The sequence below is a fragment of the Mesorhizobium escarrei genome, assembly GCF_935825525.1.
GTDB lineage: Bacteria > Pseudomonadota > Alphaproteobacteria > Rhizobiales > Rhizobiaceae > Mesorhizobium > Mesorhizobium escarrei.
In genome coordinates this window covers 255,490-280,690 of the sequence record NZ_CAKXZT010000124.1, presented here as the reverse complement: position 1 = coordinate 280,690, position 25,201 = coordinate 255,490, and the positions used below count along the sequence as shown (strand labels likewise).

At 61.3% G+C, this 25,201-nt stretch carries 27 protein-coding genes and 1 pseudogene; 16 read left to right on the top strand and 12 right to left on the bottom strand.

The window, feature by feature from the left end; translation table 11 throughout:
- Positions 1–154 precede the first annotated feature (154 nt).
- From NMG80_RS15735 to vapC, 3 genes are all read left to right on the top strand, one after another.
- Positions 155–946 (top strand): transporter substrate-binding domain-containing protein, encoded by a 792-nt coding sequence (locus NMG80_RS15735; protein WP_254018921.1) that lies wholly within the window; start codon positions 155–157, stop codon positions 944–946.
- Positions 947–1,144: 198 nt separating this feature from the next.
- Positions 1,145–1,357, top strand: a complete 213-nt coding sequence (locus NMG80_RS15730) for a type II toxin-antitoxin system VapB family antitoxin (protein WP_135936002.1) — start codon at positions 1,145–1,147, stop codon at positions 1,355–1,357.
- On the top strand, positions 1,354–1,743 hold the full coding sequence (gene vapC / locus NMG80_RS15725) for a type II toxin-antitoxin system VapC family toxin (protein ID WP_254018920.1): 390 nt from the start codon (positions 1,354–1,356) through the stop codon (positions 1,741–1,743). The genes NMG80_RS15730 and vapC overlap by 4 nt, the downstream gene beginning before the upstream one ends.
- A gap of 79 nt (positions 1,744–1,822) precedes the next feature.
- Here the strand turns inward: vapC and NMG80_RS15720 are convergent, their stop codons facing one another.
- A complete protein-coding gene (locus NMG80_RS15720) occupies positions 1,823–2,956 on the bottom strand; it encodes a site-specific DNA-methyltransferase (RefSeq protein ID WP_254018919.1) in 1,134 nt (377 codons plus the stop codon).
- A 176-nt stretch (positions 2,957–3,132) separates the two neighbouring features.
- On the opposite strand from NMG80_RS15720, the gene NMG80_RS15715 reads away from it, so the two are divergent.
- Positions 3,133–3,822, top strand: a complete 690-nt coding sequence (locus tag NMG80_RS15715) for an HAD family hydrolase (RefSeq protein WP_027152381.1) — start codon at positions 3,133–3,135, stop codon at positions 3,820–3,822.
- Positions 3,823–3,860: 38 nt separating this feature from the next.
- Here the strand turns inward: NMG80_RS15715 and NMG80_RS15710 are convergent, their stop codons facing one another.
- On the bottom strand, positions 3,861–4,532 hold the full coding sequence (locus NMG80_RS15710; RefSeq protein ID WP_254018939.1) for a hypothetical protein: 672 nt from the start codon (positions 4,530–4,532) through the stop codon (positions 3,861–3,863).
- A 127-nt stretch (positions 4,533–4,659) separates the two neighbouring features.
- On the opposite strand from NMG80_RS15710, the gene thrC reads away from it, so the two are divergent.
- From thrC to NMG80_RS15685, 5 genes are all read left to right on the top strand, one after another.
- Positions 4,660–6,057, top strand: coding sequence for a threonine synthase (gene thrC / locus NMG80_RS15705; protein ID WP_254018918.1), 1,398 nt, complete (start codon positions 4,660–4,662; stop codon positions 6,055–6,057).
- Positions 6,058–6,071: 14 nt separating this feature from the next.
- A complete protein-coding gene (locus NMG80_RS15700; RefSeq protein ID WP_254018917.1) occupies positions 6,072–7,364 on the top strand; it encodes a M16 family metallopeptidase in 1,293 nt (430 codons plus the stop codon).
- 15 nt (positions 7,365–7,379) lie between these two features.
- Positions 7,380–7,976 (top strand): GNAT family N-acetyltransferase, encoded by a 597-nt coding sequence (locus NMG80_RS15695; protein ID WP_192360732.1) that lies wholly within the window; start codon positions 7,380–7,382, stop codon positions 7,974–7,976.
- A 2-nt stretch (positions 7,977–7,978) separates the two neighbouring features.
- Positions 7,979–10,867: an EAL domain-containing protein gene (locus NMG80_RS15690; protein ID WP_301943360.1), complete on the top strand. Its 2,889-nt coding sequence runs from the start codon at positions 7,979–7,981 to the stop codon at positions 10,865–10,867.
- Positions 10,868–11,320: 453 nt separating this feature from the next.
- Complete coding sequence (locus tag NMG80_RS15685; protein ID WP_254018916.1) at positions 11,321–11,728, top strand: DoxX family protein; 408 nt, start codon at positions 11,321–11,323, stop codon at positions 11,726–11,728.
- A gap of 80 nt (positions 11,729–11,808) precedes the next feature.
- Here NMG80_RS15685 and NMG80_RS15680 read toward each other — a convergent pair whose 3' ends face one another.
- On the bottom strand, positions 11,809–12,786 hold the full coding sequence (locus tag NMG80_RS15680; RefSeq protein WP_254018915.1) for an oxygenase MpaB family protein: 978 nt from the start codon (positions 12,784–12,786) through the stop codon (positions 11,809–11,811).
- Between the two features lie 150 nt (positions 12,787–12,936).
- On the bottom strand, positions 12,937–13,200 hold the full coding sequence (locus NMG80_RS15675) for a DUF4242 domain-containing protein (RefSeq protein WP_436798619.1): 264 nt from the start codon (positions 13,198–13,200) through the stop codon (positions 12,937–12,939).
- Between the two features lie 151 nt (positions 13,201–13,351).
- Here NMG80_RS15675 and NMG80_RS15670 point away from each other — a divergent pair, with 151 nt between their 5' ends.
- Complete coding sequence (locus NMG80_RS15670) at positions 13,352–14,230, top strand: LysR family transcriptional regulator (protein WP_167391349.1); 879 nt, start codon at positions 13,352–13,354, stop codon at positions 14,228–14,230.
- A gap of 102 nt (positions 14,231–14,332) precedes the next feature.
- Here NMG80_RS15670 and NMG80_RS15665 read toward each other — a convergent pair.
- Positions 14,333–14,517: pseudogene (locus NMG80_RS15665) on the bottom strand (helix-turn-helix domain-containing protein); the annotation flags it as partial.
- A 109-nt stretch (positions 14,518–14,626) separates the two neighbouring features.
- Between NMG80_RS15665 and NMG80_RS15660 the strand changes: the two are divergent.
- The 3 genes from NMG80_RS15660 (at position 14,627) to NMG80_RS15650 (ending at position 17,879) form a co-directional block, all read left to right on the top strand.
- Positions 14,627–15,178: a nuclear transport factor 2 family protein gene (locus NMG80_RS15660; RefSeq protein WP_254018913.1), complete on the top strand. Its 552-nt coding sequence runs from the start codon at positions 14,627–14,629 to the stop codon at positions 15,176–15,178.
- A gap of 424 nt (positions 15,179–15,602) precedes the next feature.
- Positions 15,603–16,412: a class I SAM-dependent methyltransferase gene (locus NMG80_RS15655; RefSeq protein ID WP_367185956.1), complete on the top strand. Its 810-nt coding sequence runs from the start codon at positions 15,603–15,605 to the stop codon at positions 16,410–16,412.
- Positions 16,413–16,853: 441 nt separating this feature from the next.
- The gene (locus NMG80_RS15650) at positions 16,854–17,879 is read left to right on the top strand and encodes a transglycosylase SLT domain-containing protein (RefSeq protein WP_254018912.1); all 1,026 of its coding nucleotides are present in this window, start codon (positions 16,854–16,856) and stop codon (positions 17,877–17,879) included.
- A 25-nt stretch (positions 17,880–17,904) separates the two neighbouring features.
- On the opposite strand, the gene NMG80_RS15645 is transcribed toward NMG80_RS15650, so the two are convergent.
- A complete protein-coding gene (locus NMG80_RS15645; protein WP_023799312.1) occupies positions 17,905–18,513 on the bottom strand; it encodes a YqgE/AlgH family protein in 609 nt (202 codons plus the stop codon).
- Between the two features lie 191 nt (positions 18,514–18,704).
- On the opposite strand from NMG80_RS15645, the gene NMG80_RS15640 reads away from it, so the two are divergent.
- From NMG80_RS15640 to NMG80_RS15630, 3 genes are all read left to right on the top strand, one after another.
- Entirely contained in the window at positions 18,705–19,511 is an 807-nt protein-coding gene (locus NMG80_RS15640; RefSeq protein ID WP_254018911.1) for a protein-disulfide reductase DsbD domain-containing protein, read from the top strand.
- 120 nt (positions 19,512–19,631) lie between these two features.
- The gene (locus NMG80_RS15635; RefSeq protein ID WP_254018910.1) at positions 19,632–20,132 is read left to right on the top strand and encodes a peroxiredoxin; all 501 of its coding nucleotides are present in this window, start codon (positions 19,632–19,634) and stop codon (positions 20,130–20,132) included.
- Positions 20,133–20,310: 178 nt separating this feature from the next.
- The gene (locus NMG80_RS15630; protein ID WP_128245673.1) at positions 20,311–20,790 is read left to right on the top strand and encodes a DUF2938 domain-containing protein; all 480 of its coding nucleotides are present in this window, start codon (positions 20,311–20,313) and stop codon (positions 20,788–20,790) included.
- A 5-nt stretch (positions 20,791–20,795) separates the two neighbouring features.
- Here the strand turns inward: NMG80_RS15630 and NMG80_RS15625 are convergent, their stop codons facing one another.
- From NMG80_RS15625 to NMG80_RS15600, 6 genes are all read right to left on the bottom strand, one after another.
- A complete protein-coding gene (locus NMG80_RS15625) occupies positions 20,796–21,389 on the bottom strand; it encodes a histidine phosphatase family protein (RefSeq protein WP_254018909.1) in 594 nt (197 codons plus the stop codon).
- Positions 21,390–21,428: 39 nt separating this feature from the next.
- Positions 21,429–21,956 carry a ribonuclease HI gene (gene rnhA, locus NMG80_RS15620; RefSeq protein WP_254018908.1) on the bottom strand — a complete coding sequence of 176 codons (528 nt, stop codon included), beginning with the start codon at positions 21,954–21,956 and terminating at the stop codon, positions 21,429–21,431.
- A complete protein-coding gene (locus tag NMG80_RS15615; RefSeq protein ID WP_254018907.1) occupies positions 21,953–22,915 on the bottom strand; it encodes a homoserine kinase in 963 nt (320 codons plus the stop codon). The genes rnhA and NMG80_RS15615 overlap by 4 nt, the downstream gene beginning before the upstream one ends.
- 7 nt (positions 22,916–22,922) lie before the next feature.
- The gene (gene ispH, locus NMG80_RS15610) at positions 22,923–23,933 is read right to left on the bottom strand and encodes a 4-hydroxy-3-methylbut-2-enyl diphosphate reductase (RefSeq protein ID WP_254018906.1); all 1,011 of its coding nucleotides are present in this window, start codon (positions 23,931–23,933) and stop codon (positions 22,923–22,925) included.
- A 97-nt stretch (positions 23,934–24,030) separates the two neighbouring features.
- Positions 24,031–24,783: an SURF1 family protein gene (locus tag NMG80_RS15605; RefSeq protein ID WP_254018905.1), complete on the bottom strand. Its 753-nt coding sequence runs from the start codon at positions 24,781–24,783 to the stop codon at positions 24,031–24,033.
- The gene (locus NMG80_RS15600; protein WP_095492400.1) at positions 24,780–25,166 is read right to left on the bottom strand and encodes a DUF983 domain-containing protein; all 387 of its coding nucleotides are present in this window, start codon (positions 25,164–25,166) and stop codon (positions 24,780–24,782) included. Before NMG80_RS15600 ends, NMG80_RS15605 begins: the two co-directional genes overlap by 4 nt.
- Between the last annotated feature and the right edge of the window lie 35 nt (positions 25,167–25,201).

The window sequence follows — 25,201 nt, the reverse complement described above, 5'->3', positions numbered from 1 at the left end:
CCTCGATCGCCTGGGGATCAGAGTGTGATCACTGGGACGTCACAAGCCGCCCCGTCGGAGGCATCACGGTGAGCGATTCCCTAGGAAGAGTTATTGACCTTTGCCCACCGTTTCTCGAAATGCTCGATTCCCTTATCCAACGGAGACCAATTCCATGAAAGCTCTTGCCTCGCCGTTTGTCGCCGCCCTCGTCATGGTGTTGTCGGCCCCTCCGGCGATTGCGCAGAACATCGGCGCAGAGAACCAGCTTGATGCGATTATCAAGGACGGCAAGCTGCGCGTTTGTACGACCGGCGACTACAAGCCCTTCACCTTTCATGACAAGACCGCGGACAATTACCAAGGCATCGATATCGATCTCGCAAAATCTCTGGCAAGTTCACTAGGGGTCGAGGCGGAATTCGTGGCGACTACCTGGAAAAAATTGCTGGCCGATTTTACAACCGGCAAGTGTGACATCGCGATGGGCGGTATTTCGGTGACTCTGGAACGCCAGAAGCAGGTGTTCTTCAGCGAACCTTATCTCGTCAACGGCAAGGCGCCGATTGCGCGCTGTGAGGACGAGGCGAAATTCCAATCGATTGCCGACATCGACAAGCCGGATGTGACTGTGATTGTCAATCCCGGCGGGACCAACGAGAAATTCGTGCGTGAAAAACTCAGTGACGCCAAAATCGAAATCTACCCGGACAATGTCACGATCTTCCGCCAAATTCTTGACGGCAAAGCCGATGTCATGATCGCCGAATCGGTCGAAACCGAGTTGCAGGAGAAACTTCACCCCGGACTTTGCGCGATCAACCCCGAGAAGCCGCTCCAATATGGCGAAATGGGCTATATGCTTCCTGAGGGTGCCGTCGTCTTCAAGGCCTATGTCGACCAATGGCTGCATCTTGCCAAGGCGACGGGTGAGTTCGATCGCATCTACGCTTCTCACGTCAAGTAGCGCCCGAGACCGATCCAACGGCAGTGCCGTGGACCGCGCGTCTCAGCGACTGCACCACCATAACACGCCGTCTTGTCCTGGGCCTGATTGATCCTTTTGCAATCCGCCGTGTTGAAGCGGGTTGTGGGTCAGGCGCGGCTTGTTGGTCAGGAGCAGAATGTGTATATCTAGTCCAATCTATACACATCGAGCATCACCATGCGAACCAACATCGAACTCGACGACGAATTGATCGCGGAGGCCATGGCCGCCTCCGGCCTCAAGACCAAGAAAGCGACGATAGAGGCGGCGCTGCGCACTCTAGTGCGCCGGCACCGGCAGGATATGGCTATCGCCGCCCTTGCTGGCGCCGGCTGGGAGGGCGATCTTGACGCCATGCGGGAAGGCCGTTCGCCCGATCGGCATCGATGATCGTCGTCGACAGTTCCGTGTGGATCGCCCATCTCCGCAATACGGACAGCGTCTCGGTCGGTAAGCTCAGGCGTCTCGATGACACTCAGGAGATTCTGGTCGGAGACTTGATCCTGCTGGAAGTGCTGCAAGGCGCGCTCAACGAACCGCATGCCCAACTGATTGAGCGGAACCTCCGACAATTCGCCATTGTGCCGATGCTGGATCCGGCGACGGCAGTCCATGCTGCCCGAAACTATCGCATGCTCCGGCAGCGGGGCATCACGATCCGCAAGACAATCGATATGATTGTCGGCACATTCTGCATCCTGGGCGGACACGCGCTGTTGCATGATGACCGAGACTTCGACCCGATGGTTCGTAACCTCGGTCTGCGACTCGCATGATCGGGAGATTCCAACCAGCGAGCGCTGGTCTTCCCTGCTTCGGGAACGATGTGCAATGAGAGCGCTATAGCGGTTATCGTCAGGCCCCTGCCCGCTCCATGCCGAGGCGGGCGATGCGGCGAAGCTCGTCGATCGGGGTCAGGCCGCCGCTGCGCTCATAATGCCAGAAGGTCCAGCCGTTGCAGGCATCCAGCCCCTGAACCTCCGCGCCGATCTTGTGGATCGATCCGGCGCTGTCGCCAACCGCCACAGTGCCGTCGGCGCGCACCCTGGCCGCCCAGCGCTTCTTGGCGTCGTAGAGCGTGGCGCCCGGCAGCATCAGCCCGGTGTCGATGAGGCTGACGAAAGCAACGCGCGGCTCGGCGCGCTTGCCGGTAAGCAGGGTAAGAGCAGCGCCGTCCAGCGGCCGGACTGCATCGATGCGCTCGTTGGCGGCGTCGATATAGGCCTGCTCGCGCTCGATGCCGACGAAATGGCGGCCGAGGCGCTTGGCCACCGCGCCGGTGGTGCCGGAGCCGAAGAAGGGATCGAGCACGATATCGCCGGGCTTGGTCGAGGCCATCATGATGCGGGCGAGCAGCGCTTCGGGCTTCTGCGTCGGATGCAGCTTGTCGCCATTTTCGTTCTTGAGGCGCTCAGCGCCGGTGCAGATCGGAAACAGCCAGTCGGAACGCATCTGGATGTCGTCGTTCGACGCCTTCAGCGCTTCGTAGTTGAAAGTGTAGCCCTTGCCCTTCTGATCGCGCGAGGCCCAGATCATCGTCTCATGGGCGTTCTGAAAGCGGCGGCCACGGAAATTCGGCATCGGATTGGTCTTGCGCCAGACGACATCGTTGAGGATCCAGTACCCCAGATCCTGCATCTTGGCGCCGACCCTGAAAATATTGTGGTAGGAGCCAATGACCCAGATGGTGCCGTTGGGCTTCAGCACGCGGCGCGCCGCCAGCAGCCAGGCCCGGGTGAAGGCGTCGTAGACCTCAAAACTTGCGAACTGGTCCCAGTCGTCGTCGACGGCATCGACCTTGGACTGATCTGGACGATGCAGATCGCCGTCGAGCTGCAGATTGTAGGGCGGATCGGCAAAGATCACATCGATGGATTTTTCGGGCAGCCGGTCGAGCGCGGCGACGCAATCACCCTTCAGGATCGTATCCAGCCATTCGGATTGCTGGGGAGCATGGGAAAGCTCGTCGAGAAGACGCACGGCAGACATTGTGACACCCAAAGCACGCGTTACTGTTTACTCCCTGTTATGGTTACCGATCAGCGTAAATATTCGGTGAAGGCCAAGGGTACCGGACCGCGGTAGTTTGCGAAGGCCGGCCTGTTGGTGTATGTCGCGCCGGCCTGAAACGTCTCAGCCTCCTCCCTCCCGCTTTCCGGATCGCTATGCCCCAGCCAGACCTTGTTATCTTCGATTGCGACGGCGTGCTCGTCGATTCCGAAATCATCGCCGCGCGCATCGAAGCCGAGCTTTTGACGTCGGCCGGCTACGAGATATCGGCTGAGGAGATTTCCGAAACCTATGCCGGGCTGACCTTCAAGGACATCATGATGCGGGTCGAGGAAAAATCCCGCGTCCCGTTCCAAGCCTCGCTGATCGATCGCGCCGAAGACCTGGTCGACCGCCGGCTGCGTAGCGACGTGCGCGCCGTCGACGGGGTGCACGAGGCGGTCGCCGCGGTGACGGCGCCGCGCTGCATCTGCTCGAATTCGCGCACCGAGCGGATCGAATTCATGCTGGAGAAGGTGCATCTGCTGCCGTTTTTCAGCGGCCGGATTTTTTCCTCGCTGGAAACACCAAGCGGAAAATCCAAGCCGGCGCCCGACGTGTTTCTCTTTGCCGCGGCAAAGCTCCAGGCCGATCCGGCGAACACCTTCGTCATCGAGGATTCCGTGCATGGCGTGACCGGCGCCAGGACAGCCGGCATGCGTGTGATCGGCTTCACCGGAGCGGCGCACAGCTATCCCGGGCATGCCGACGCGCTGACCGAGGCCGGCGCCGAAACGGTCATCCGCCGCTGGGCGGAACTGAAAAGCGTGATCTCCGCCCTGTCGGAGTGGTCGGCGGATGCGTGAAGCAGGCCTGCAAATGGACGCGCAGCTCCAAGCCGCGGCTATTCGGCAGCGGCAACCTTCTTGTCGGTCTTCTTCGGCGGGCCTTCGTCATAGCCGGCGAACGCCTGATAATCCTTCGCGGTGGGCTCGGGAACGACAACGTTCGAATCGGTGAAGACGAACTGGGTGGCACTCGAGGGATTGGTAACCTGGACCTGATGTTGGTGAAGCTGCGAGTAAAGGACCTCGGTGCCGTGCATCACAGCGATACGGATCGGCATGGTGATGGTGCCCGGGCTGAACATCGGTCCCGGAACGACCTTGCCGGCGACGGCGATCTTCATCGTCAGCGAGCCGTTGGCACGGATGCAGTCGCGGGTCACATCGGTGATCGAAGCCTGGTAGATGATCTTCGCGGAATCGTCCTGCTGGTCGCTGCTCGCGTCAAGCGCAGCAGCTTCTGCATCCTGGGCGGCTTTTTTCTTGGGCTTTTGGCTGCCCTTGGCATAGGTGTTGAAGTAGGCGGTGCCGTCGCGCAGCGTCACTTTCGGACAATAGGCCAGCAATTGGCTGGCGAGAACCTTGGGGTCTGGAGGTGGTGGCGGTGTCGTGTCCTTCTTTCCGAAGCCCAGCATGCTACTGCCGCCTGATTGGCAGCCGGCGGCGGTAAGCATAAAGCCGGTGAGCGCCAGACCCGCGACAAAACGACCGTTAAATGTATGAGACGCCATGAACTGCACTTCCCTCTCGCAAAGCGGGTGACGTATATCAACCGCGCGGCAAAAATGCGACTGAGCAAGTACGGAAATTAACCACTTTGCCGCGGACAAAACCGCCCGGCAGCAACGGAACATGACGATGCGATATGTGAGTACCCGCGGGGAAGCGCCCGTGCTTGGATTTTCCGACGCTGTGCTGGCGGGTTTGGCGCGCGATGGCGGACTTTATGTCCCTGAAACCTGGCCGCAGTTTTCGGCAGCTGAGATCCGCGCGATGCGCGGCCTTGCCTTTCCCGACCTCGCCATCCGTGTGCTGTCGCCATTTCTCGGCGGCGAGATCGCGATGCCGGTGTTCGAACGCCTGGTGCGCGAAGCCTATGCGACGTTCCGTCACGAGGCGGTCTGCCCGCTGGTGCAGACCGGCTCGAACATGTTCGTTCTGGAACTCTTCCATGGCCCGACGCTTGCCTTCAAGGACGTCGCCATGCAGCTTCTCGCCCGACTGATGGACCATGTGCTTGCCGAACGCGACCAGCGCGCCAGCATTGTCGGCGCCACCTCCGGCGATACCGGCGGGGCAGCCATCGACGCCTTCGCCGGGCGCAACCGCACCGACATCTTCGTTCTTTTCCCGCACGGCCGGGTCTCGCCGGTGCAGCAGCGGCAGATGACGACGTCCATCGCCGCAAATGTCCATGCGCTGGCGATCGAAGGCAATTTCGACGATTGCCAGGGCCTGGTGAAGGAGATGTTCAATGATCACGGTTTTCGCGACCGGGTATCGCTGTCCGGCGTCAATTCGATCAACTGGGCCCGCATCATGGCCCAGATCGTCTATTACTTCTCATCGGCGCTGTCGCTCGGCGCGCCCGACCGGCCGGTCTCCTTCACGGTGCCGACCGGCAATTTCGGCGACATCTTCGCCGGCTACGCCGCCAAGAAGATGGGGCTGCCGATCGAGCGGCTGATCATCGCAACCAACGACAACGACATTCTGGCGCGCACGCTGTCGAGCGGCGAGTACCGCACGAAAGGCGTCTTTTCGACCACGTCGCCGTCGATGGACATCCAGGTCTCTTCGAATTTCGAGCGCTTGCTGTTCGAGGCGGCCGGCCGCGACGCCTTGACCGTGCGGCGCTACATGAGCGGCCTCAAGCAGTCCGGCGCCTTCACCATCGAAGCCGGCGAGATCGCCAGGATCCGCTCCGAATTCGACGCCGGCCGCTCGACGATGAACGAAGTCGCCGCCACGATCCGCTCGACGCTCGCAGCCAGCAACTATCTGCTCGACCCGCACACGGCGGCGGCCATGCACGTTGCGGTTGCAAACGCCACCAATGCGGTGCCGATGGTGGTGCTGGGCACCGCCCATCCGGCAAAGTTCCCGGCCGCCGTCGAAGCGTCCAGCGGCGTGTCGCCTGCCCTGCCCGCATGGCTAGGCGGGTTGATGACGTCAGAGGAAAAATACACGGTACTTCCATCCGACCTGAAAATGGTGGAAGATTATGTTAGCCGCCACACGCGGGCGGCAAGTTAGGGAGTATCAGCTATATGGGTGTTGAGGTAAGCCGTCTGTCGAACGGCCTGACAGTCGCCACCGAAACCCTTCCAAGCCTCGAATCCGTCGCTCTTGGCGCCTGGATCAAATCAGGCGCCCGCAATGAGCGTAGCGAAGAGCACGGAATGGCCCACCTGCTTGAACACATGGCGTTCAAGGGAACCAGAAGGCGCAGCGCCTTCGAGATCGCCTCCGAAATCGAGGATGTCGGCGGCGAGATCAATGCCGCCACCAGTGTCGAGACCACCTCCTATTATGCCAGGGTGTTGAGCGACGACGTGCCCCTGGCCGTCGATATCCTGTCCGACATCCTGCAGGATTCCGAGTTCGACCCGCAGGAGCTGGAGCGCGAGCAGCATGTGATCCTGCAGGAGATCGGCGCCGCACACGATACACCCGACGACGTCGTCTTCGACCACTTCACCGAGACGGCCTTCCGCCACCAGACGATCGGCCGCTCCATCCTCGGCACGCCGGAAACCGTCAAATCCTTCACCTCGAAGCAATTGCACAAATTCATCGAACGGCAATATGGCGCCGAGCGCATGGTGGTCGTTGCCGCCGGCGACATCAAGCACGACAATTTCGTGCGCGAGGTCGAGAAGCATCTCGGCGGTTTCCGCAGCAAGTCCGACAACACCATGCCGCAATATGCGCAATATGTCGGCGGCGATTTCCGCGAGGACCGCGACCTGATGGACGCGCAGATCGTGCTGGGGTTCGAGGGCCGCGCCTATCATGTACGCGACTTCTACGCCTCGCAGGTTCTGTCGATGATCCTTGGCGGCGGCATGTCATCGCGTCTTTTCCAGGAGGTCCGCGAAAAGCGCGGGCTGTGCTATTCGGTCTATGCCTTCCACTGGGGTTTTTCCGATACCGGCATATTCGGCGTCCATGCCGCGACCGGGCAGAGCGACATCGCCGAATTGGTGCCGGTGGTCATCGGCGAGTTGCAGAAGGTCGGCGAGAACATCCTGCAGGAGGAACTCGACCGGGCACGCGCCCAGTACCGCGCCGGCCTGATCATGTCTGCCGAAAGCCCAGCCAGCCGCGCCTCGCAGATCGCCCGGCAAATGCTTCTGTTCGGCCGGCCGATCGCCAAGGAAGAGCTGATGGAACGGCTGTCGGCGCTGACGGTCGAGCGGTTGACGGACCTGTCGTCACGGCTGTTTTCGACCAAGCCGACGCTGACTGCCGTCGGACCGGTGGGCACGCTCGCTCCCTATGAGGCGGTTCTCGAGTCGCTTGCGGGCACGCAGACCACGGCCCGAAAGCTCGCCGGCTAAGTCCATCAAAGCGTCATGTTCGCGCTCCCTTTCTTTCGCCGTGACCTGCCGGCACTGAAGGGTGACCGGGTCACGCTGCGCGTGCCGCTGACCAACGACTACCGTGAATGGTCGGTGCTGCGCGGGGAAAGCCGCGCCTTCCTGGAGCCGTGGGAGCCGCGCTGGAACCCCGACGAGCTCGACCGCACGGCCTGGCGGCATCGCCTCAGCCGCTATCGCGAAGACTATGCGCAGGGAACGGCCATTGCCTTCTTCATCTTCGAAAAAGGCAACGGCAAGCTTGTCGGTGGAATCACACTCGGCAATATCCGCCACGGCGTCGCGCAAAGCGGCCATATCGGCTACTGGATCGGCGAGCGCTACAGCGGCCGTGGCCTGATGACCGACGCGGTCAAGGTGGTGACGCGCTTCGCCTTCGATACGCTGAGGTTGCACCGGATCGAAGCTGCCTGTATTCCCGACAACGCCCGGTCGATCCGCGTGCTTGAAAAAGCCGGATTCCGGCGCGAAGGACTTCTCCGATCCTATCTCAGGATCAACGGCATCTGGCAGGACCACTACCTCTACGCCCGGATCGAGGACGATCCGCCGGGCGCAGAAACGAAGGACTGATTTTGACGAATTTCCTGCGAATCGGGTCGTTGTTCGCCTTTGTGCTGACGGCAATCGTCGTGCTCTGCGCGGCGTCCTCGGCCTTCGCCGTCGAACCGATCAAGATTGCCCGCGACGATGTGGCGCTCGACCTTTCGGGCGCCGTCGAAATCTACCGCAACCAGGGCGAGAATTTTCAGGTGTCGACTGCTCCGGGACCGGACGGCATCGTGCGGCGCATCGAGGTCGAGGCCAATGATGCGCGCTCGACCGGCGACTGGGCGGTGTTCGCGCTTGCCAACACCACCGACCAGCAGCTCGACAGGCTGATCGTCGCACCGCATTTCCGGCTGGTGAATTCCGGCATCTTCTGGCCGGATCTCGGCTCGACCCGCATTGCCGCGATCACGCCCAGCGAGGGCTTCGCGCTCGACCGCCAGAGCAGCCCCGATGCTGATGTGTTCCGGGTGACGCTGAACCCCGGAACGGTGATCACCTTCATTGCCGAACTGGCGTCGCCCAAACTGCCGCAGGTCTATCTCTGGGAGCCGGAATCCTACAAGGATTCGGTCAATTCCTACACGCTGTTTCGCGGCATCGTCATCGGCATCGCCGGCCTCCTGGCGCTGTTCCTGACCATCCTTTTCGTCGTCAAGGGGACCTCGATGTTCCCGGCAACCGCAGCACTCGCCTGGGCGGTGCTCGCCTATATCTGCATCGATTTCGGCTTTCTCAACAAGGTTTTGGAAATATCGCCCGGCAACGAGCAGATGTGGCGGGCCGGAACGGAGGTGGCGCTTGCGGCGACCTTCGTGGTGTTCCTGTTCGCCTATCTCAACCTTAACCGATGGCACGGCCATTTCAGCTACGGCGCGCTGGTCTGGATTCTGGGGCTGCTGCTGATCGCCGGCGTTGCAATCGTCGACCCAGCGGTCGCCGCCGGCATCGCCAGGCTGTCCTTCGCCGCCACCGCGCTGACCGGCCTCGGCCTGATCATCTTCCTCGGCATACGCGGCTACGACCGCGCCATCATGCTGGTGCCCAGTTGGGTCATGGTCCTGTTGTGGCTATGCGGGTCGTGGATGGCGATCACCGGCATGCTCGACAACGACATCGCCCAGCCGGCACTGGGCGGCGGGCTGATCCTGATCATCCTGCTGATCGGCTTTACCGTCATGCAGCACGCCTTTTCCGGCGGTGCGCTGCATCAGGGCCTGTTCTCCGATCTCGAACGGCAGGCGCTGGCCGTTGCCGGATCGGGCGACACGGTGTGGGACTGGGACGTGATGCGCGACCGCGTCGTCACCAAGCCGGATGTCAGCATCCAGCTTGGCCTTGCGCCCGACAGCCTGGGCGGCGCTGCCCGCAACTGGCTGCCGGTACTTCATGCCGACGACCGCGACACGTTCCGCACCACGCTCGACGTGGTGCTCGAGCACCGGCGCGGCCGGGTGTCGCAGGATTTCCGCCTGCGCGGCGCCGACGGGCACTATCACTGGTTTTCGCTGCGGGCCCGGCCGGTGATCGGATCGGACGGTGAGGTCATCCGCTGCGTCGGCACCATGGTCGACGTGACGGAGCAGAAGAAGTCCGAGGAGAGGCTGTTGCACGATGCCGTGCACGACAATCTGACCGGCCTACCGAACCGGGAATTGCTTATGAACCGGCTGGAGGCGATCATCTCGATCGCGCGCACGGAAGAGAAGGTCCGTCCCACCGTCTTCGTCATCGACATCGACCGGTTCAAGCAGGTCAATGACGGGCTCGGCATTTCGGCCGGAGATACCATCCTGCTCACTGTTGCGCGCCGGCTGCACCGGCTGCTCAAGCCGAAGGATTCGCTGTCGCGCTTTGCCGGCGACCAGTTCGCGCTGATGCTGCTTTCCGAGCAGGACCCGGCCCGCATCGCAGCCGTTGCCGATGCCATCAAGCATGCGATCAACAATCCGATTACCTTTGCCAAGCGCGAGATTGTGCTGACCGCCTCGATCGGTCTGGTCACCTGGACCTCGGCGCAGAGTTCGGCCGAGGACATGGTCAAGGACGCCGAGCTTGCCATGCACCAGGCCAAGCGTTTCGGCGGCGACAGGATCGAGCCGTTCCGGCCCGCCTTCCGCACCGTCGGCACCGACCGGCTGCAGTTCGAGTCCGACCTGCGCCGCGCCATCGAACGGCGCGAGTTCACACTCGCCTACCAGCCCATCGTGCGGCTGGAAGACGGCAGCGTTGCCGGCTTCGAGGCGCTTTTGCGCTGGGACCATCCGCGTCGCGGCATGATCCCGCCGGGCGATTTCATCCCGGTCGCCGAGAGTTGCGGCCTGATCGTGCAGCTTGGCTTGTTCGCCATGCAACAGGCCGCCGAAGATCTGGCGGGATGGCAAAAGCAGATCGGCGACGCGCCGCTGTCGGTTTCGGTCAACCTGTCCAGCCGACAGCTCATCCGCCGCGATCTGGTCAGCGACGTTCGCTCGGTGATCGCGCGGGCCAATCTGAAGCCGCGCTGCTTCCGGCTCGAGCTCACCGAATCGCTGGTGATGGACAATCCCGAGCAGACAGCCCATGTACTGAACAAGCTGAAGAAGCTTGGCATCGGCCTGTCGCTGGACGATTTCGGCACCGGCTATTCATCGCTGGCCTATCTGACGCGCTTTCCCTTCGACACGATCAAAATCGACAAGAGCTTTGTCGACGACACGACACCGAAGCGCGCGGTGCTGCTCAAATCGATGGTCAACATGGCGCATGAACTCGGCCTTTCGGTCGTGGCCGAGGGCATTTCGGATGAAAGCGATGCGCTCGAACTTCGCCAGATGGGCTGCGAATATGTGCAGAGCTTCATGTTCGGCGCGCCGATGCCCGGCGATCAGGTGCTGAGGACGCTGAAGGAACAGTATCCGCTGACTCGGGCTTGATCTTGTTTATGTCGTTGTCGCAAAACCGCTGCCCATTTTGGGCGACATGAGCTTGGCGATTGGTACCCTGGATTGGCAGAGAACGGGCCTATAGCCGACGTCCGCAGGGACCGGTGCTGCAGACGGAAGCGGACGTTGGAGGGCGGGGCCACTCGAAGCGCGGTCCTGACGAAGGGCATTCGCTTTGGCGGTTTTGCTTGTGGAGTGGCGCGACCTGCTAGTCCCACCCGCCTCGTCGGCGCTCGTCACTTGCGGAGGCAGCGCATCGGCAAGGTTCCCGCGGCTCGGCACTCCATCAATAGTACGACCGGATGTCACGCGACTGTGAACTGGGAGTATGGTTTACGGCTCGCGCTGTGCATCATACCCTCTTCGCGAAATCGGTGCGAAGAGCAGATCCAGCGATAATTCAGCCTGCTGGCGGAATCACCGGGTCATGATGGAGGCCAACTGATGAGTTTCGACAAGATTTCTGCCTGGGCTCCGGTGTGGCTAAGCGTCGTGAGGATCATGTCGGCGCTGCTGTTTCTGGAGCACGGAACTCAAAAGTTCTTCAACTTTCCGCCCGCTCCCGAGCCGATGCAACTGTCGGGGCTTGTTGTGATTCAGGGATTGATCGAGCTGATCGGAGGCGCGCTGCTTGCCCTCGGACTCTTCACCCGGCCCGTCGCGTTCATTCTGTCCGGCAACATGGCGGTCGCCTATTTTATGGCGCATGCACCGCAAAACTTCTTTCCGGTTGTCAACCAGGGCGACGCGTCGATCCTCTACTGCTTCATTTTCCTGTACTTCTTTTTCGCAGGAGGCGGCGCGTGGAGCGTCGATGCGGCCCGTCGCGGGACCGGCCTCGCGACGCCCTGAATAGGATCGGGAGGGAACTTCCTGGGCGGCTTCCAGCGGAGCACTTCCGACAGCCTGCGTCGCTTTCCCTTATGCGGGCATCAAATTGATGACCCGCATGATCGCGACCGTACTGCTCGTGTTCTGGGTGCCTTCTGTCGGCGATAGAGATAGTTCTCGGGAAGGCCGAGGCGACGGCACGATTGAACGGCCGGAGATGAAGGGAGCACGATGCTCTCGCAGATTGCAGCCGTGGTCTTCACAAAAGCGCGCTCCCACGGCTTCAATGTCCAGCGATCGCCTAGTGCCATCCGCTTGCGGACCCAGCGGGGCAGGATCTCGACAGCCGCCTTCAGAAATGGCCGCTGAAGCGGTTGAGCCACTCCCGGCAAGGCGGGAACGTCTTCCATGATCTGCAGGAATTCCAAGACGATCGGCGATGCGACGAGTCTTTGCCTCATCACGTCGAACAGCGCGTAAAGCTCGGCCTGCGACGTGGGCGCGTCAACCGCACCATAGAGAAGCGCGACGGGGCGAGCCTCGGCAAACATCGCATCCCGTTCGAAAGAATGCAGACGATGCACATAGACGTGATAGGCCTCCATGAAACCGAACCCGGCCGTCGCTTGCACCCAGTCCAGCAACTCCGGGTCGGTGGCGTGGTATGGCTCGCCTTCGCTGGTTTGCCCTGAAACGCGCCCATGCGTCCTGACCACGCCTTCAATCATGGCCTTGGCCTTGGTCCGGGGGCCGTAGACCGTGACCAAGGCAGCGAGGCCAGTACGCTGCAATCGTCGGAGCGCGTCGGAGCGGAATGTGCTGTGCTGCCAAATGGCGTCACGAACCCGCGGCTCTGCCAATTCCAGCAGCACCGCCGTAACCCCGCCGATGAACATCGCAACCGGGTTCTTGAAAATACGCCACGACACCGAGTTGGGCGGCAACAGCGCCGGCTCCCCCTGCGGGGTCGAGAAGTCCATCTGCGATCCGAGCCGCTGGCGCATGAACGACTTCGCAAGAGTATCCACACAACGCTCAAGCGGGCGAGGCAGAGGAATGGTGCCCGAATTGCCAAACATGTTCCGACTCCTGGCAACGACAAGCGTGTGGCTGGCGGATGCAGCACGAACGTCTTGGCCCTTGCGTCGTTCCAAGATCAAACTGGCGCGCTGAATAACTCCGCAAGAACACCGGGCCCGGATAGTCATCACGAGCCCGGTCGCGCCGCTCTATGGGGTAAGATCGAGCGCCGGCACGATTCTGTGATAGGGCAGCCCCGCATCGTCGTTTAGACGCTTCACGTCGACATCGGAATCAGCGTCAAACAGGCACATGCAGCGCCCGTCCTCCGGTGCGAAGGTCGAGCGCAGGTACCTGATGTCGGTGCCGTTGGAGGTCATCTCGGCGGCTTTGCTGATCGCCGCCTTCTGCGCATCTCCCAGAGCATCCATGCTGATGCCCTTGAGATCGCGTTCCACCATATAGACAGTCATTTCCAGATCTCCTCCTGTGAACAGTGACCACAGGAGTTGAATGCAGCGGCGGGCGGAAGAGAACGACATTTTTTCTATCGATCGATAGCCGACAGTTATCGATGAAAGGATTACAATGCCGTTTCATGGAACCGCCTCGGGAGGGCTCGCCATGGAGATGTTTCAGGTCCGCTACGTGCTTGCCGCCGCGAAGATGCTGAACTTCACCAAGGCCGCCACCGATTGCAATGTGTCTCAACCGGCGCTCACCAAAGCGGTCAAGACGCTCGAGGATGAGCTTGGCGCGCCGTTGTTCCACCGCGAGGGAAAGCGCGTCCTCCTGAGTGAGTTCGGGCGCTCCATTCTGCCGCATCTTCAGCAGATCATGCAGGAGGCCCACGCAACCAGAACGCTTGCCGACAATTTCAGGCTGCTCAACCAGGTGCCGATCCGCCTCGGCGTCATGTCGACCATCGGCCATGTGAAACTCGCCCGGTTCCTCGCAAAGTTCCAGCGCGACTATCATGGCGTCGAGCTTGAAGTTAGCGAGGCGAGCGTTCAGGAACTGAAGAACAGGCTTGAGCAAGGCGATCTCGATCTTGCCGTTCTCAATCCGCTGGAGGGATTGGGAGCGGCGTTCCGTGTCCATGATCTCTACAGTGAGCGTTACGTCGTCGTATTCGCGCCGGATCACCGGCTTGCGAGCCTCAATGCAATCAAGTTGGTCGATCTCTCTCAAGAACCCTATGTCGATCGTCTGTCCTGCGAAATGCGGGACCTGGTAATGGGTGTGTGCCGGGAAAGAAACGTCAGCCTTTATGCCCGCTTTCGTTCCGAGCGCGAGGATTGGATCCAATCAATGGTGCTGGCGCGGATCGGCTTCGCCTTCATGCCTGAATATTCGGTGACATCGCCTGAACTTTTGCAGCGTCCGCTGATCGAACCCGCGGTGGCACGCACGGTGTCCCTGGCTAGCGTTCCGGGCCGGCCCTATAGCCCGGCGACGGCGGCAATGGTCCGAGCTGCCCAGACGTTCGATTGGCCAGGCTAGGTGTTTATTGCTGAGGCGTGAGCTATGCTGATTTGAGATGCCTTCTGCCGCCTGGTGTTCCTTGGACCGGTACGATCCTATTCAGGAAGAAGGCGGCGCAATCCCTAGCCGATGGCTGACTGCCGAAGGCGTCAGATTCAACTTTTCGGCCACCCGGCCTACATGGCGCTCGTCGTGCACGATCTCAAACAGAACGACCAGTGCATGTCCCCCAAAATGCGCAGCGATTGAGTGTCGCTAGGTAGGAGGTTGAGGTCTGCGCGGGATAGGTCAATTCTGTTCAGCATATCGATGAAATCATATCACTGGATTCAGCCTCATTGAAGTGCGATCTCCTGAGCAAGCGGAGCAGCGCAAGGCGCGCTTCGCATCGGAAACAGATGCAGGAGCACCCGCATGCCAGTATCACGACGTTCCCTTCTCGCCGCGGCAAGCGCTGGCGTGGCATTGTCAGAAACTGCAAGATTAACGAAAGCCTCGGCACAGGCTCTTGAGGAGCCTGCTATAGACCAGACGGTTGCCGATCTCGTCGAGCGTTCTGCGGAAGCAAATTCGGCGCTGATGCGTGGGGAGATAACGAAGTACTACGAGGTGATCCCACATACCGAGGACTTCACGTTGATGTCTCCATTCGGCGGAAAGCCCACGCGGGCTTCTGAACTGACTGCCGAGCGGATCGAGGCGATGGGCCGCTTTTTCAAGAACGGCACCTTCGAGCACGAGCTTCTTCAAGCCTATGGTTGCGCCGACATGGTGGTCCTCGCGATCATTGAACGCCCGCACGTCGAGGTCGGCGGTCTGCCAGCCCAGGATTGGCCGCTGCGGGTTACCCTAGTCTATCGCCGCGAAGAGGCGGAATGGCGCTTGGTGCATCGGCACGCCGACCCCCTTGTCAAGGGCGTGAGTCTGGAGCAGGCGGCGGCCCTTGCACGCGGCGAAGCCGCGTGATGCGAAGAGTGTTGCCATCCCGGCGGAGCGCTCTGGCTGCTGGTCCAAAGGCCGCTGAAGGGTTTTCGCTTCTCGTCGATGCAAAACGTCATTTTATGGCGCCAAATGTGGCCGACGCGCCTTACGAGCACCTGCTGGTGCCGGTGGAGTAGATCTGCCATAGTCATGCGCCCTGCTCGCAACAGACGGTTGAAAACGGCTGAAAGCAACCCCTGAAGTCCGGGCCACGTTGCCGAGCCTGATCCCGCCTTGCGGATCCTCGAAACGCGAGGCGCGGACCCTCATTCTTCGGCCGCTTCGCCTATGCGAGCCTGACTGCCCGAAAGCCGCATAGATTGTTCAGGTGCGATGGGTGGTTGTCCCGTTGGATCTAGCGCGGGTGAAGGCTCACAATGGTCAGATGGAAATTTGAGGGAGGACGATCATGACCTTGCCCAGCTACGCAATGAACCAGGTAAGTTTCCCGGAGATGTACGAGCGGTCGCTCGTCGGCCCTCTCTTCCGTCCATGGGCCGAGATGGCTCTTGACGAGCTGGAATTGTCTTCGGGCGATCGCCTACTCGATATCGCTTGCGGAACAGGAATAGTGGCGCGCGTTGCGAGAGAGCGGCTCGGTGAAGCCGGATATATCGTCGGCGTCGACATCAGCGCGGACATGCTTGCCGTGGCGCGGGCTGTAGAACCAGCCATCGACTGGCGCCAGGGAAATGCCGGCGAGTTGCCTCTGCGTAGTGGTGAGACGTTCGACGTGGTCGTCTGCCAGCAAGGACTGCAGTTCTTTCCTGACAAACCAGCGGCGGCGGCGCAGATGCGTAGCGCGCTGGCGAAGGGTGGTAGGCTGGCGATCGCCACGTGGCGCCCGGACGACGAAATCCCGTTCTTTCGCGAACTGCGCCGCGTCGCGGAGCGCCATTTGGGCGCCATCGCCGATCAACGGTACAGCTTCGGGGAAGCGGCTCCACTTGAGGCGCTGCTGCGAGACGCCGGTTTCCACGCGGTCCGATCGAGGATTGTTTCGTGCACCATCCATTTCGGGGAAAGCGTACCTTTCCTGCATTTGAATACGATGGCGCTGGTCGGGATGAGTTCCTTAGCCAAGGAATTGGGCGATCAGGAACGCAAGCGCGTCGTTGAGGCGATCGTGAGCGAGAGTGCGCCCGTGCTGCAGCCGTATAGCAATGGGTCGGGACTAGCCTTCGAGCTCAGCACCAATCTGGCGACAGCCAAAGGCTAAATGATCTCTCACCAACGGAGAACTCGTTCGATCGAGTATTGTGCCGAGAATGACTGCTCATGCACAATCTTCCGTTCGGGAACCGAAAGGATTGCCCCGCTGCGGTCGAGGGCAGACCACCCCAGGGAAATTTCTGCTCGCAATCGAGAGGCTTCACAAGCAACGCATCGGCTACGCAGCCCTCGATTAAAATCCGCTTGTTTTACATTTCGAATTATTTTGCCGCACTGTGGCCATTGTGCCGCCATTATCCATGACTAGCTAAATGAAGCACTGACCGTTCTTCTTGTCTTTTTCGACGTTGACGGCTCAACGTTGGAAATAGATCTGCCCCAAAGTATCTGGGCGGCTAGACAAGGAACGGAGGGGGACCTGGCGTCACTCCAAAGGACATTTGAATTCTTTGCTTGCGGAGGCGTCATCCTTTCGGGCGGACGGCCTTTGTCGAAAACGATCGCGGGGCTTGGCCTGGCGGCGACAGTGGCGGCCATGCCATGGCCGGTCTATTCGGGAGTCCTGGTCAACGGAGTGACCGAAGCCGCAGTTGCCACTGCTGTTCCATACTCCGCTCTGAGTTTCCCCTCGGCCGCGCCCGAGTTCGACATCATCGATCCGGGCACCACGTCGACCTCCCGAAGCAAGGGAGAAGGCACACTGGCCGACGCGTTGAAGGGCACCGTCTCCATCCTTTCCGAAGGCGCGGAACAGATCATCGACGGCATGTCGGTGCACGAGTTCGGCGAATACAAGGTGTCGCAGTACATCGCCAGCGAGATTCTGCGTGCAGCCAAGGACACCCAATTTCCTGCCGATACGCTTTTTGCGATCGCCGAGAAGGAATCCTCCTTCGACATCAACAATCGCCCGTCCAAAGGGTCGGCGCTCGGTCTTATGCAATTCCTCGACCAGACATGGCTCGAGGCGGTGAAGAGGTACGGTGCAGAATTCGGCCTGGGCGACGAAGCGGAACTGATCCGGACCCGCCCCGATGGCAAACGCGAATACCATTTCGTCGAGGACAAGGCCGAAGAACAGCGCATCCTTGAATTCAGGCGCGATCCCTATCTGTCGGCGGCACTTGCAGCCAAGAACCTTCTCGCGGCCAAGCAACGCATCGAAGCTCGTCTTGAGAAGGCCATGGATGAAAAGGATCTCTACCTCCCCCATTTCCTTGGCACCAACGGGGCAGCAGCGCTCCTGTCGAATGCCGATGAGAAGCCCAATGCCACGGCCAGCAAAATCTTCCCCAAGGCGGCACGCTTCAATACTGCGATCTTCAAGGCCGAGGGAAAACAGCTCACCGTCGGCCAGTTTCACCAGCGCCTGCGCTCCTTCCTGGAAGCCCGCATCGGCAAATACAGCGATGTCGAAACGCGCGTGAAAGAGGCTGACCTGTCCTGGACGTCGGGTTTCGAGAATCTCGTCTACGATCTGGGCAAACGGCTGGCGATGGCAATGCGGCGGTAACCAGCCAGGTATCGGGTTTTCACCCCTAGGCGTGACCGGCGGCCAGGCTGAGATGCGCGAGGTCGATGCCGATCGAAGCGAGAATCCGGTCGTATTTGCGCTCGATGTCGGTATCGAACAGAAGCTCCGCATTTGCCGGGCAGGTCAGCCAACCGTTCTCGGCGATTTCGCTTTCCAGCTGACCGGCGCCCCAGCCCGAATAGCCGAGCGCCATCAGCGCGTGCCGAGGCCCGCGGCCCGACGAAATGGCGCGCAATATGTCGACGGTCGCGGTCAGGCAAATGTCGTCGGAGACGGCCAGCGACGATTCCACCCGGTAGTCGCCCGAATGCAGGACGAAGCCGCGGCTGCGGTCCACCGGTCCACCGTTGCGGACGACGAAGTCGCGGGCCTGCGCGGGCAAGCGGATCGCCTCCTGTTCGTTCATGATGCCGAGTTGCACGAGCAGATCCGGAAACAGCATCTGCTGTGTCTGGTTGATGACCAGGCCCATCGCGCCTTCGTCGCTGTGCGCGCAAATATAGATGACGGAGCGCGTAAAGCGGTCGTCCTTCATGCCGGGCATGGCAATCAGGAACTGGTCGTCGAGAAAGCCGCGTCCCGCAGCCATCTTCTTGTGGCGCAACAAGTCCATGAGGGGGAGCGTAACGCGTTTCTGGAGCGCCGAAAAGATGCGCCGCGCGCGATTTGGTCGCAGATGTGCATCAAAGGCACGCAAAGCTGTGCCCGAGGTCACGCAAAGCTGTGCCCGAGGTCACGCAAATATGATAACAGCGACGCCACGAAGTCATTGCGCAGCCATGAACGGACGCTCAAATCACCGCCATGCAAAGCTTGAAAGTCCTTCTGCTCAGCGCCGCTGTTGGATGTGGAACCGGTCTTCCCGCCGCAGCATCCTCGTCGATCTGGTATGATAGCGAAGGCGGCAAAGTACGCCTTGTGACCAGCGGCAAGCCCGACACAGCCGGGCGCATCCATGGCGTCCTCGATATTTCGCTCAAGCCTGGCTGGAAAACCTACTGGCGCGATCCGGGCGACGCGGGCGTGCCGCCGCAAATCGACATCTCGGCCAGCACCAACATTGCCAGCGCGACGTTTTCGTTTCCGCCACCCCAGCGCCACGACGACGGCTCCGGCAAATGGGCCGGCTATGACCATCCGGTTTCGCTGCCGGTAACGTTCACGCTGTCGGCGCCGAACGAGCCGGCCGTCATCGAGGCCGATATCTTTCTCGGAATTTGTGAGACGATCTGCATCCCGGTGCAAACGAAGCTGACCATCGATCCGGGCTCCGATCCGGACAACGTCGAGGACGCCGCTTTGGTGAAGGCGGCCCTTGCAACGCTGCCTGCTCCCGCAAGACCCGATTTCGGCGTCAATATCCTGGCGGGCAACCGCGAGACACTGATTGTCGAGGCGAGCTTTCCGGGCAATCCCGAAGCAGCGGATTTCTTCGTCGCCGGTGAGCGGGACTACATGTTCGGCGTGCCGGCCCGCAGCGAAAAGGGCGGCAAGCTGGTGTTTACCGTGCCGATCCTCGACAGGCCGACGACGACGCCGACGGATGGCGGGCTTTACTACACGCTGACAACTGCGGCCGGCGCCGTCGAAGGCCTGCTACCGTTCCCTTGATCCCGAGCAAAGGATGTTCAGGTCGAAGATCCTTTGCTCCAGCCTCCCCGACAGTTGCGGGGAACGGCTGAATTCGCTATCGCAAGGACACTCCCTTCCATTTGTCAAACGAGGACCACGATGATGATTGCCGTTGGCGACAAACTGCCCCAAGCGACGTTCAAGACGATGACTGCCGACGGCGCAAAAGCGATCACGACGGCCGAGATTTTCTCGGGAAAGAAGGTGGTGCTGTTCGCTGTTCCCGGCGCTTTCACGCCGACCTGCTCCAACAACCATCTGCCCGGCTATCTGGACAATTACGACGCCATCCTGGCGCGCGGCGTCGACACCATCGCGGTCGTCGCCGTCAACGATGTTCACGTGATGGGCGCCTGGGCCCGCTTCAGCGGCGGTGAAGGCAAGATCCTCTATCTTGCCGACGGCAATGGCGATTTCGTCAAGTCGATCGGTCTTGACGCCGACCTTTCCGGCGGTGGCATGGGGCTGCGCTCGAAGCGGTTTTCGATGATCGTCGTCGATGGCAAGGTCACCGCGATCAATGTCGAGACAAAGCCCGGCGTTGATGAATCCGGTGCTGCTCACATTCTCGGACAGCTTTCGGTTTTGACGACAGCATAGGCCAAGGTTTTCACGCTCCTTTGGCCTGAGGATCACGCTTGTTTCGGCAGCTGCGCGTCCAATTGGGCGTGCAAGAACGATCCAAAACTTGTGAGCCGCATCATCCCACCAAAACCGTTTCCGGTTTCGGGCTCGTGCGCTGGCTAATCGGAATTGCCTCCTTTATGGGACCTCAATGATGTTTGACCACTTCTGGCGCGCTGTGGCGATCGGCATCGGCGCCACGGCGCTCATGGACCTCTGGGCGATTTTCCTGAATACGGTGTTTGCTCAGCCACGACCGAACTGGGGACTGGTTGGTCGCTGGGTCTGGCACCTGAGGGACGGCAAGGTCTTCCATGACGATATCGGCGAGGCAGCACCCTATGCGCATGAATCGGCGCTGGGCTGGGCCTTCCACTATTTTGTCGGCATCGTCTACGGCATCATTCTGGCCGTTTTGGCGGGAGCGGCATGGCTGGCCGCGCCGACTTTCCTGCCGGCCTTCATCCTCGGCATCGTCACCGTAGGCGCCGGATGGTTCCTGCTGGCGCCCGGCATGGGCGCCGGCTGGGCCGCGTCAAAGCGCCCCAACCCGATGCAGATCCGCGCCCTCAACCTCGTGTCGCATACTGTGTTCGCGCTCGGACTTTTCGGCACGGCGCTGCTGATCCGGTAGCCAAATTAATCGTCGCGGTGCTGCGCCAGCCTGTCGATCGGCCGCCATCCGTGGACTACGCGACGCGCGCGGATATCGTACGCGAAATAGTTCCCGCCGCCCGCTGGCTGATCCGCCTCGCGGCTGATCTCCCGGCCGCCGAGAGAAAGCAGCAGAAGCGTTCCGACATCTCCGTGGCCCACGAAAGCAACGTCGGCGGCGTCATCTGTTCCGAGCACAGTGTCTACCTCGCTCAGTATACGATGCTGAGCATCGATAGCCCGCTCCCATCCGCGAATGCTGCTGTACGAATTGGCGAAGAATTGGTCCGCGACCGCTTCGAACTCCGCAGGCGGTAGGAAACCGGTTGCCGATCGGTCATTCTCATGCATCCGTTCCCTCACCTCGACCTCAAGGCGGAGATGCCTTCCGAGTATCTCGGCGGTTTCCATCGCCTTGCGTTCACCCGATGACACGATGCGCCGAATCGACCGAACCCACGGCTGATCGAGCATTGCAGACGTTCTCGCTCGCCCGATGTCGGATAGTCCCCACTCCGGCACTGGAACATTGGCATCGATCCGAACCTGGGGATGCGTGATGTAGTATGCGATCGGCATGATAGGGTCGTCCTGCCAGAGCGGACCCGCAGCGGGAATTCAATAACTCTGGGTCGAGCGCCGTGGCTTTGCGACCGCCGGCTGCTTCGACTGCGGATCTGGCTTCGGCGTCGAGGCCTTGATTGGGCCTTTCTTAAACGGCGCCATGCCGAGCCGCGCCAGCTCGTCGGCACGCTCGTTCTCCGGATGGCCGGCATGGCCCTTGACCCAGTGCCAGATCACCTGATGACGGTTGCGCGCTTCGTCGAGCGCCTGCCACAGCTCGGCATTCTTCACCGGTTGCCTGGCAGCGGTCTTCCAGCCGTTGCGCTTCCAGCCGTCGATCCAGCTGAAAATGCCGTCCTTGACATAGTTGCTGTCGGTATAAAGATCGACCGCACAGGGTTCTTTCAGCGCATTGAGCGCCGAGATGGCGGCCAAAAGTTCCATGCGGTTGTTGGTGGTGTCAGCCTCGCCGCCCGACAGTTCCTTCGTGACGCCTTTGAAGCGCAGGACAGCCCCCCAGCCGCCAGGCCCCGGATTGCCCGAACAGGCACCATCGGTGAAGATTTCGACGCGCTTGGTCATGTCAGTCCGTATTCGGAAGGAGATTTGATCGCCCGGTGGAAACGCATCCGCCTGATATATTCGGTCGGGTCGCGTTTCATGACCAGCCCGCCGTTGGCAACGGTCAGCCAGTCGTAAAGCCGGGTCAGCATGAAGCGCAGCGCCGCGCCGCGCGCCAACATTGGCAGCGCAGCTTGCTCTTCGCCGCTCAAGGGCCGCACGCTTTGGTAGCCGGCAAGCAGCGCCGTGCCCTTGGTCAGGTTGAAGGAAAAATCCTTCTCGAAGCACCAGGCATTGAGGCAGGTGGCGACATCATAGGCGTAGAGATCGTTGCAGGCGAAATAGAAGTCGATCAGCCCCGACAGTTTCTCGCCGAGGAAGAAGACATTGTCCGGGAAAAGATCGGCATGGATGATGCCTTCCGGCAGGCCCTTCGGCCAGTTCCGCTCGAAATCGGCGAAGTCGGCATCGACCTCGGCGGCCAGTCCCGGCTCGACCTCGTCGGCGCGAAAGCGAGCGGCGCTCCACAGCTTGCGCCAGCCATCGATGGCAAGGGCATTCGGACGGGTCATCGGAAAGTCGGCGCCGGCGAGATGCAGCGCCGCCAGCGCCTTGCCGACCTCGCCGCAATGCCCTGATGTCGGCCGCCGCAGCGAAAGGCCTTCGAGGAAGGTGATGATGACCGCCGGCCGGCCGGCAAGCGTTCCGATGACGGCGCCATCATGCCCGGTCACCGGAAGCGGGCAGGAAATACCCTTCCTGGCGAGATGGCTCATGAGGCCGAGGAAGAACGGCAGGTCGGCCTTGTCGACGCGCTTTTCGTAGAGCGTCAGTATGTAGGAGCCGCTGGTCGTGTGCAGCAGGAAATTCGAGTTCTCGGTGCCTTCGGCGATGCCCTTGTAGGACAGGAGATCGCCGACCGGATAGGCCTTCAGGAACGCGCCGAGCTCGCCTTCGTTAACGTCGGTGTAGACTGCCATGGGCTGTTCACGGGGCTCCGTTGACGAAGGCCATGTCGGCCGCCGTCAGTTCGACGTCACGCAGCACCCGCATCACCGGAAAATCCTCCGTTTCCGTCGCCGTCACCGCCAGCTCGATGGTCACGTCGAAGCGCTGCCGGAACGCGTCGATGATCTCGTCGACGATGATTTCCGGCGCCGAGGCACCTGCCGACAGACCGAGCGTCGAGATTCCGGCGATGTCGGTCCATGGAATTTCGGAGGCCCGCTGCACCAGAAGCGACATCGAGGCGCCGGCGCGTTCGGCCACTTCGACAAGACGCCGCGAATTTGAGGAGTTGGGAGCGCCGACGATCAGGAAGAGATCGGCACCCGCGGCGGTCTCCTTTACCGCTTCCTGGCGATTGGTGGTGGCGTAGCAGATCGATTCCGCTGCCGCCGCATGCAAATCGGGAAAACGATCCTTAAGCACCCGAATGATGCCGGCGGTGTCCTCGACCGACAGCGTCGTCTGGGTGACGAAACCGAGCGCCTGCGGGTCGGCGGGCACCAAATTCGCGGCGTCGGCTTCGGTCTCGATCAAGGTGACAGCGCCGTCCGGCAACTGCCCCATTGTGCCGATGACTTCCGGATGGCCGGCATGGCCGATCAGAAGCACATGGCGGCCGAGCCGCTGATGGCGCATTGCCTGCTTGTGGACCTTCGACACCAGCGGGCAGGTGGCGTCGAGATAAAAGAGATTGCGCGCCTGGGCGTCCGCCGGCACCGACTTCGGCACGCCATGCGCCGAAAAGACGACCGGGCTCTGACGATGCTCAGCCGGTATCTCGGAGAGCTCCTCGATGAACACCGCACCGAGGCTTTGCAGCCCCTCGACGACGTAGCGATTATGTACGATCTCGTGGCGAACATAGACCGGCGCGCCGTATTTTTTCAGCGCCAGCACGACGATCTGGATGGCGCGGTCGACGCCGGCGCAGAAGCCGCGCGGCTGGCAGAGCCTTATCGTCAGCGGTGGCTTTGTGGTCGTGTGAAGCATGATTCCCGGCCGGTTGGTCGCAGCGTGAACTCAAGTCTTGAACTCAAGGCGCGAAATGAGGTGCGCACCCCTGCCCTGTCAAGGGCGCCGGTGGCGATCATTCTTCTTTCGCTGGCCAGCGAAGCCTGAAGATGAGGACGCCGGCAAGGGCAGCGGCAAGGCCGTACCAGGTGACGGCGTATTGCAAATGGCTGTTCGGCAGGTCGATGACGGTCGCGCCGCCGACCGGCAGCCCACCCGGGTTCGGGGTGGCGTCCGCGTCGATAATGAATGGCACCAGCCCGGCGCCGGCCGGCAGACCGGCGCTGGCCGCCATGGCGTCGCGATCCTTCCAGTAGAAGATGTTTTTCTGCGGATCATTGTCGGGAAGCATCATCGAGGGCTTTGCCGGCAGCGGATTACGGGCGAGCCCCACCACCGTCACTTGGCCCGCACCCTGGCTTTGCGGGCGCTTGGCAGCGTCCTTGAGATCGTACGGCACGAAGCCGCGATTGATCAGAACGAAGCGGCCGTCCTCCAGATGCAAGGGTGTGAAGACATCGAAACCGGACTGGCCTTCCCAGGTCGCGAAGAAATGTCGCTCGCCTTGATGCAGGAACGTGCCTGATGCCGTCACCGGCGTGTAATCCACATCGCCGCTGGCGGCGAACCGTTTTTCGACCTCGGCCAACGGCACAGGCGCGGAATGCGTGCGCTGGCCGATGGTCTGGAGAAGACCCTCTTTCCAGTACAGGCGCTGGACCTGCCAGGTGCCGAGCGCCAGCAGGATCAAGAACAGCACGAGGCCGAGGCCAAGCAGCAATGCCGTCTTCGGCCGCGAACGGCTGAGTGAATCCGATGTCGTGCTCATTCGCCGAGGTCCAGCCTGCCCTCCGCCGCCTTGTTGCGGTATTGCAGCGTCAAGAGCACACCCTTGATCAGCCTCAGCGCCCCAAGGCAAAGCACCAGCGTCAGCGGTATCCAAAGCAGGAAATGCAGCCAGAGCGGCGGATTCAGCGTCACCTCCATCCACAGCGCCAGCCCGACGACGATGAAGCCGATGATCAGGATGACGAACACCGCCGGACCGTCGCCGGCATCGGCGTAGGAATAGTCGAGGCCGCAATTGGCGCAGCGTTTGCCGACGGTGAGGAAGCCGGAAAACAGCTGTCCCTCGCCGCAGCGCGGGCAGCGGCCGTGCAGGCCAGCCGAAATCGGATCGATTGGTGGCCAGATCGCCTTGTCGTCGCTCATTCCGATACTTTAGTGCCCTTCACCCCAAAAGATAA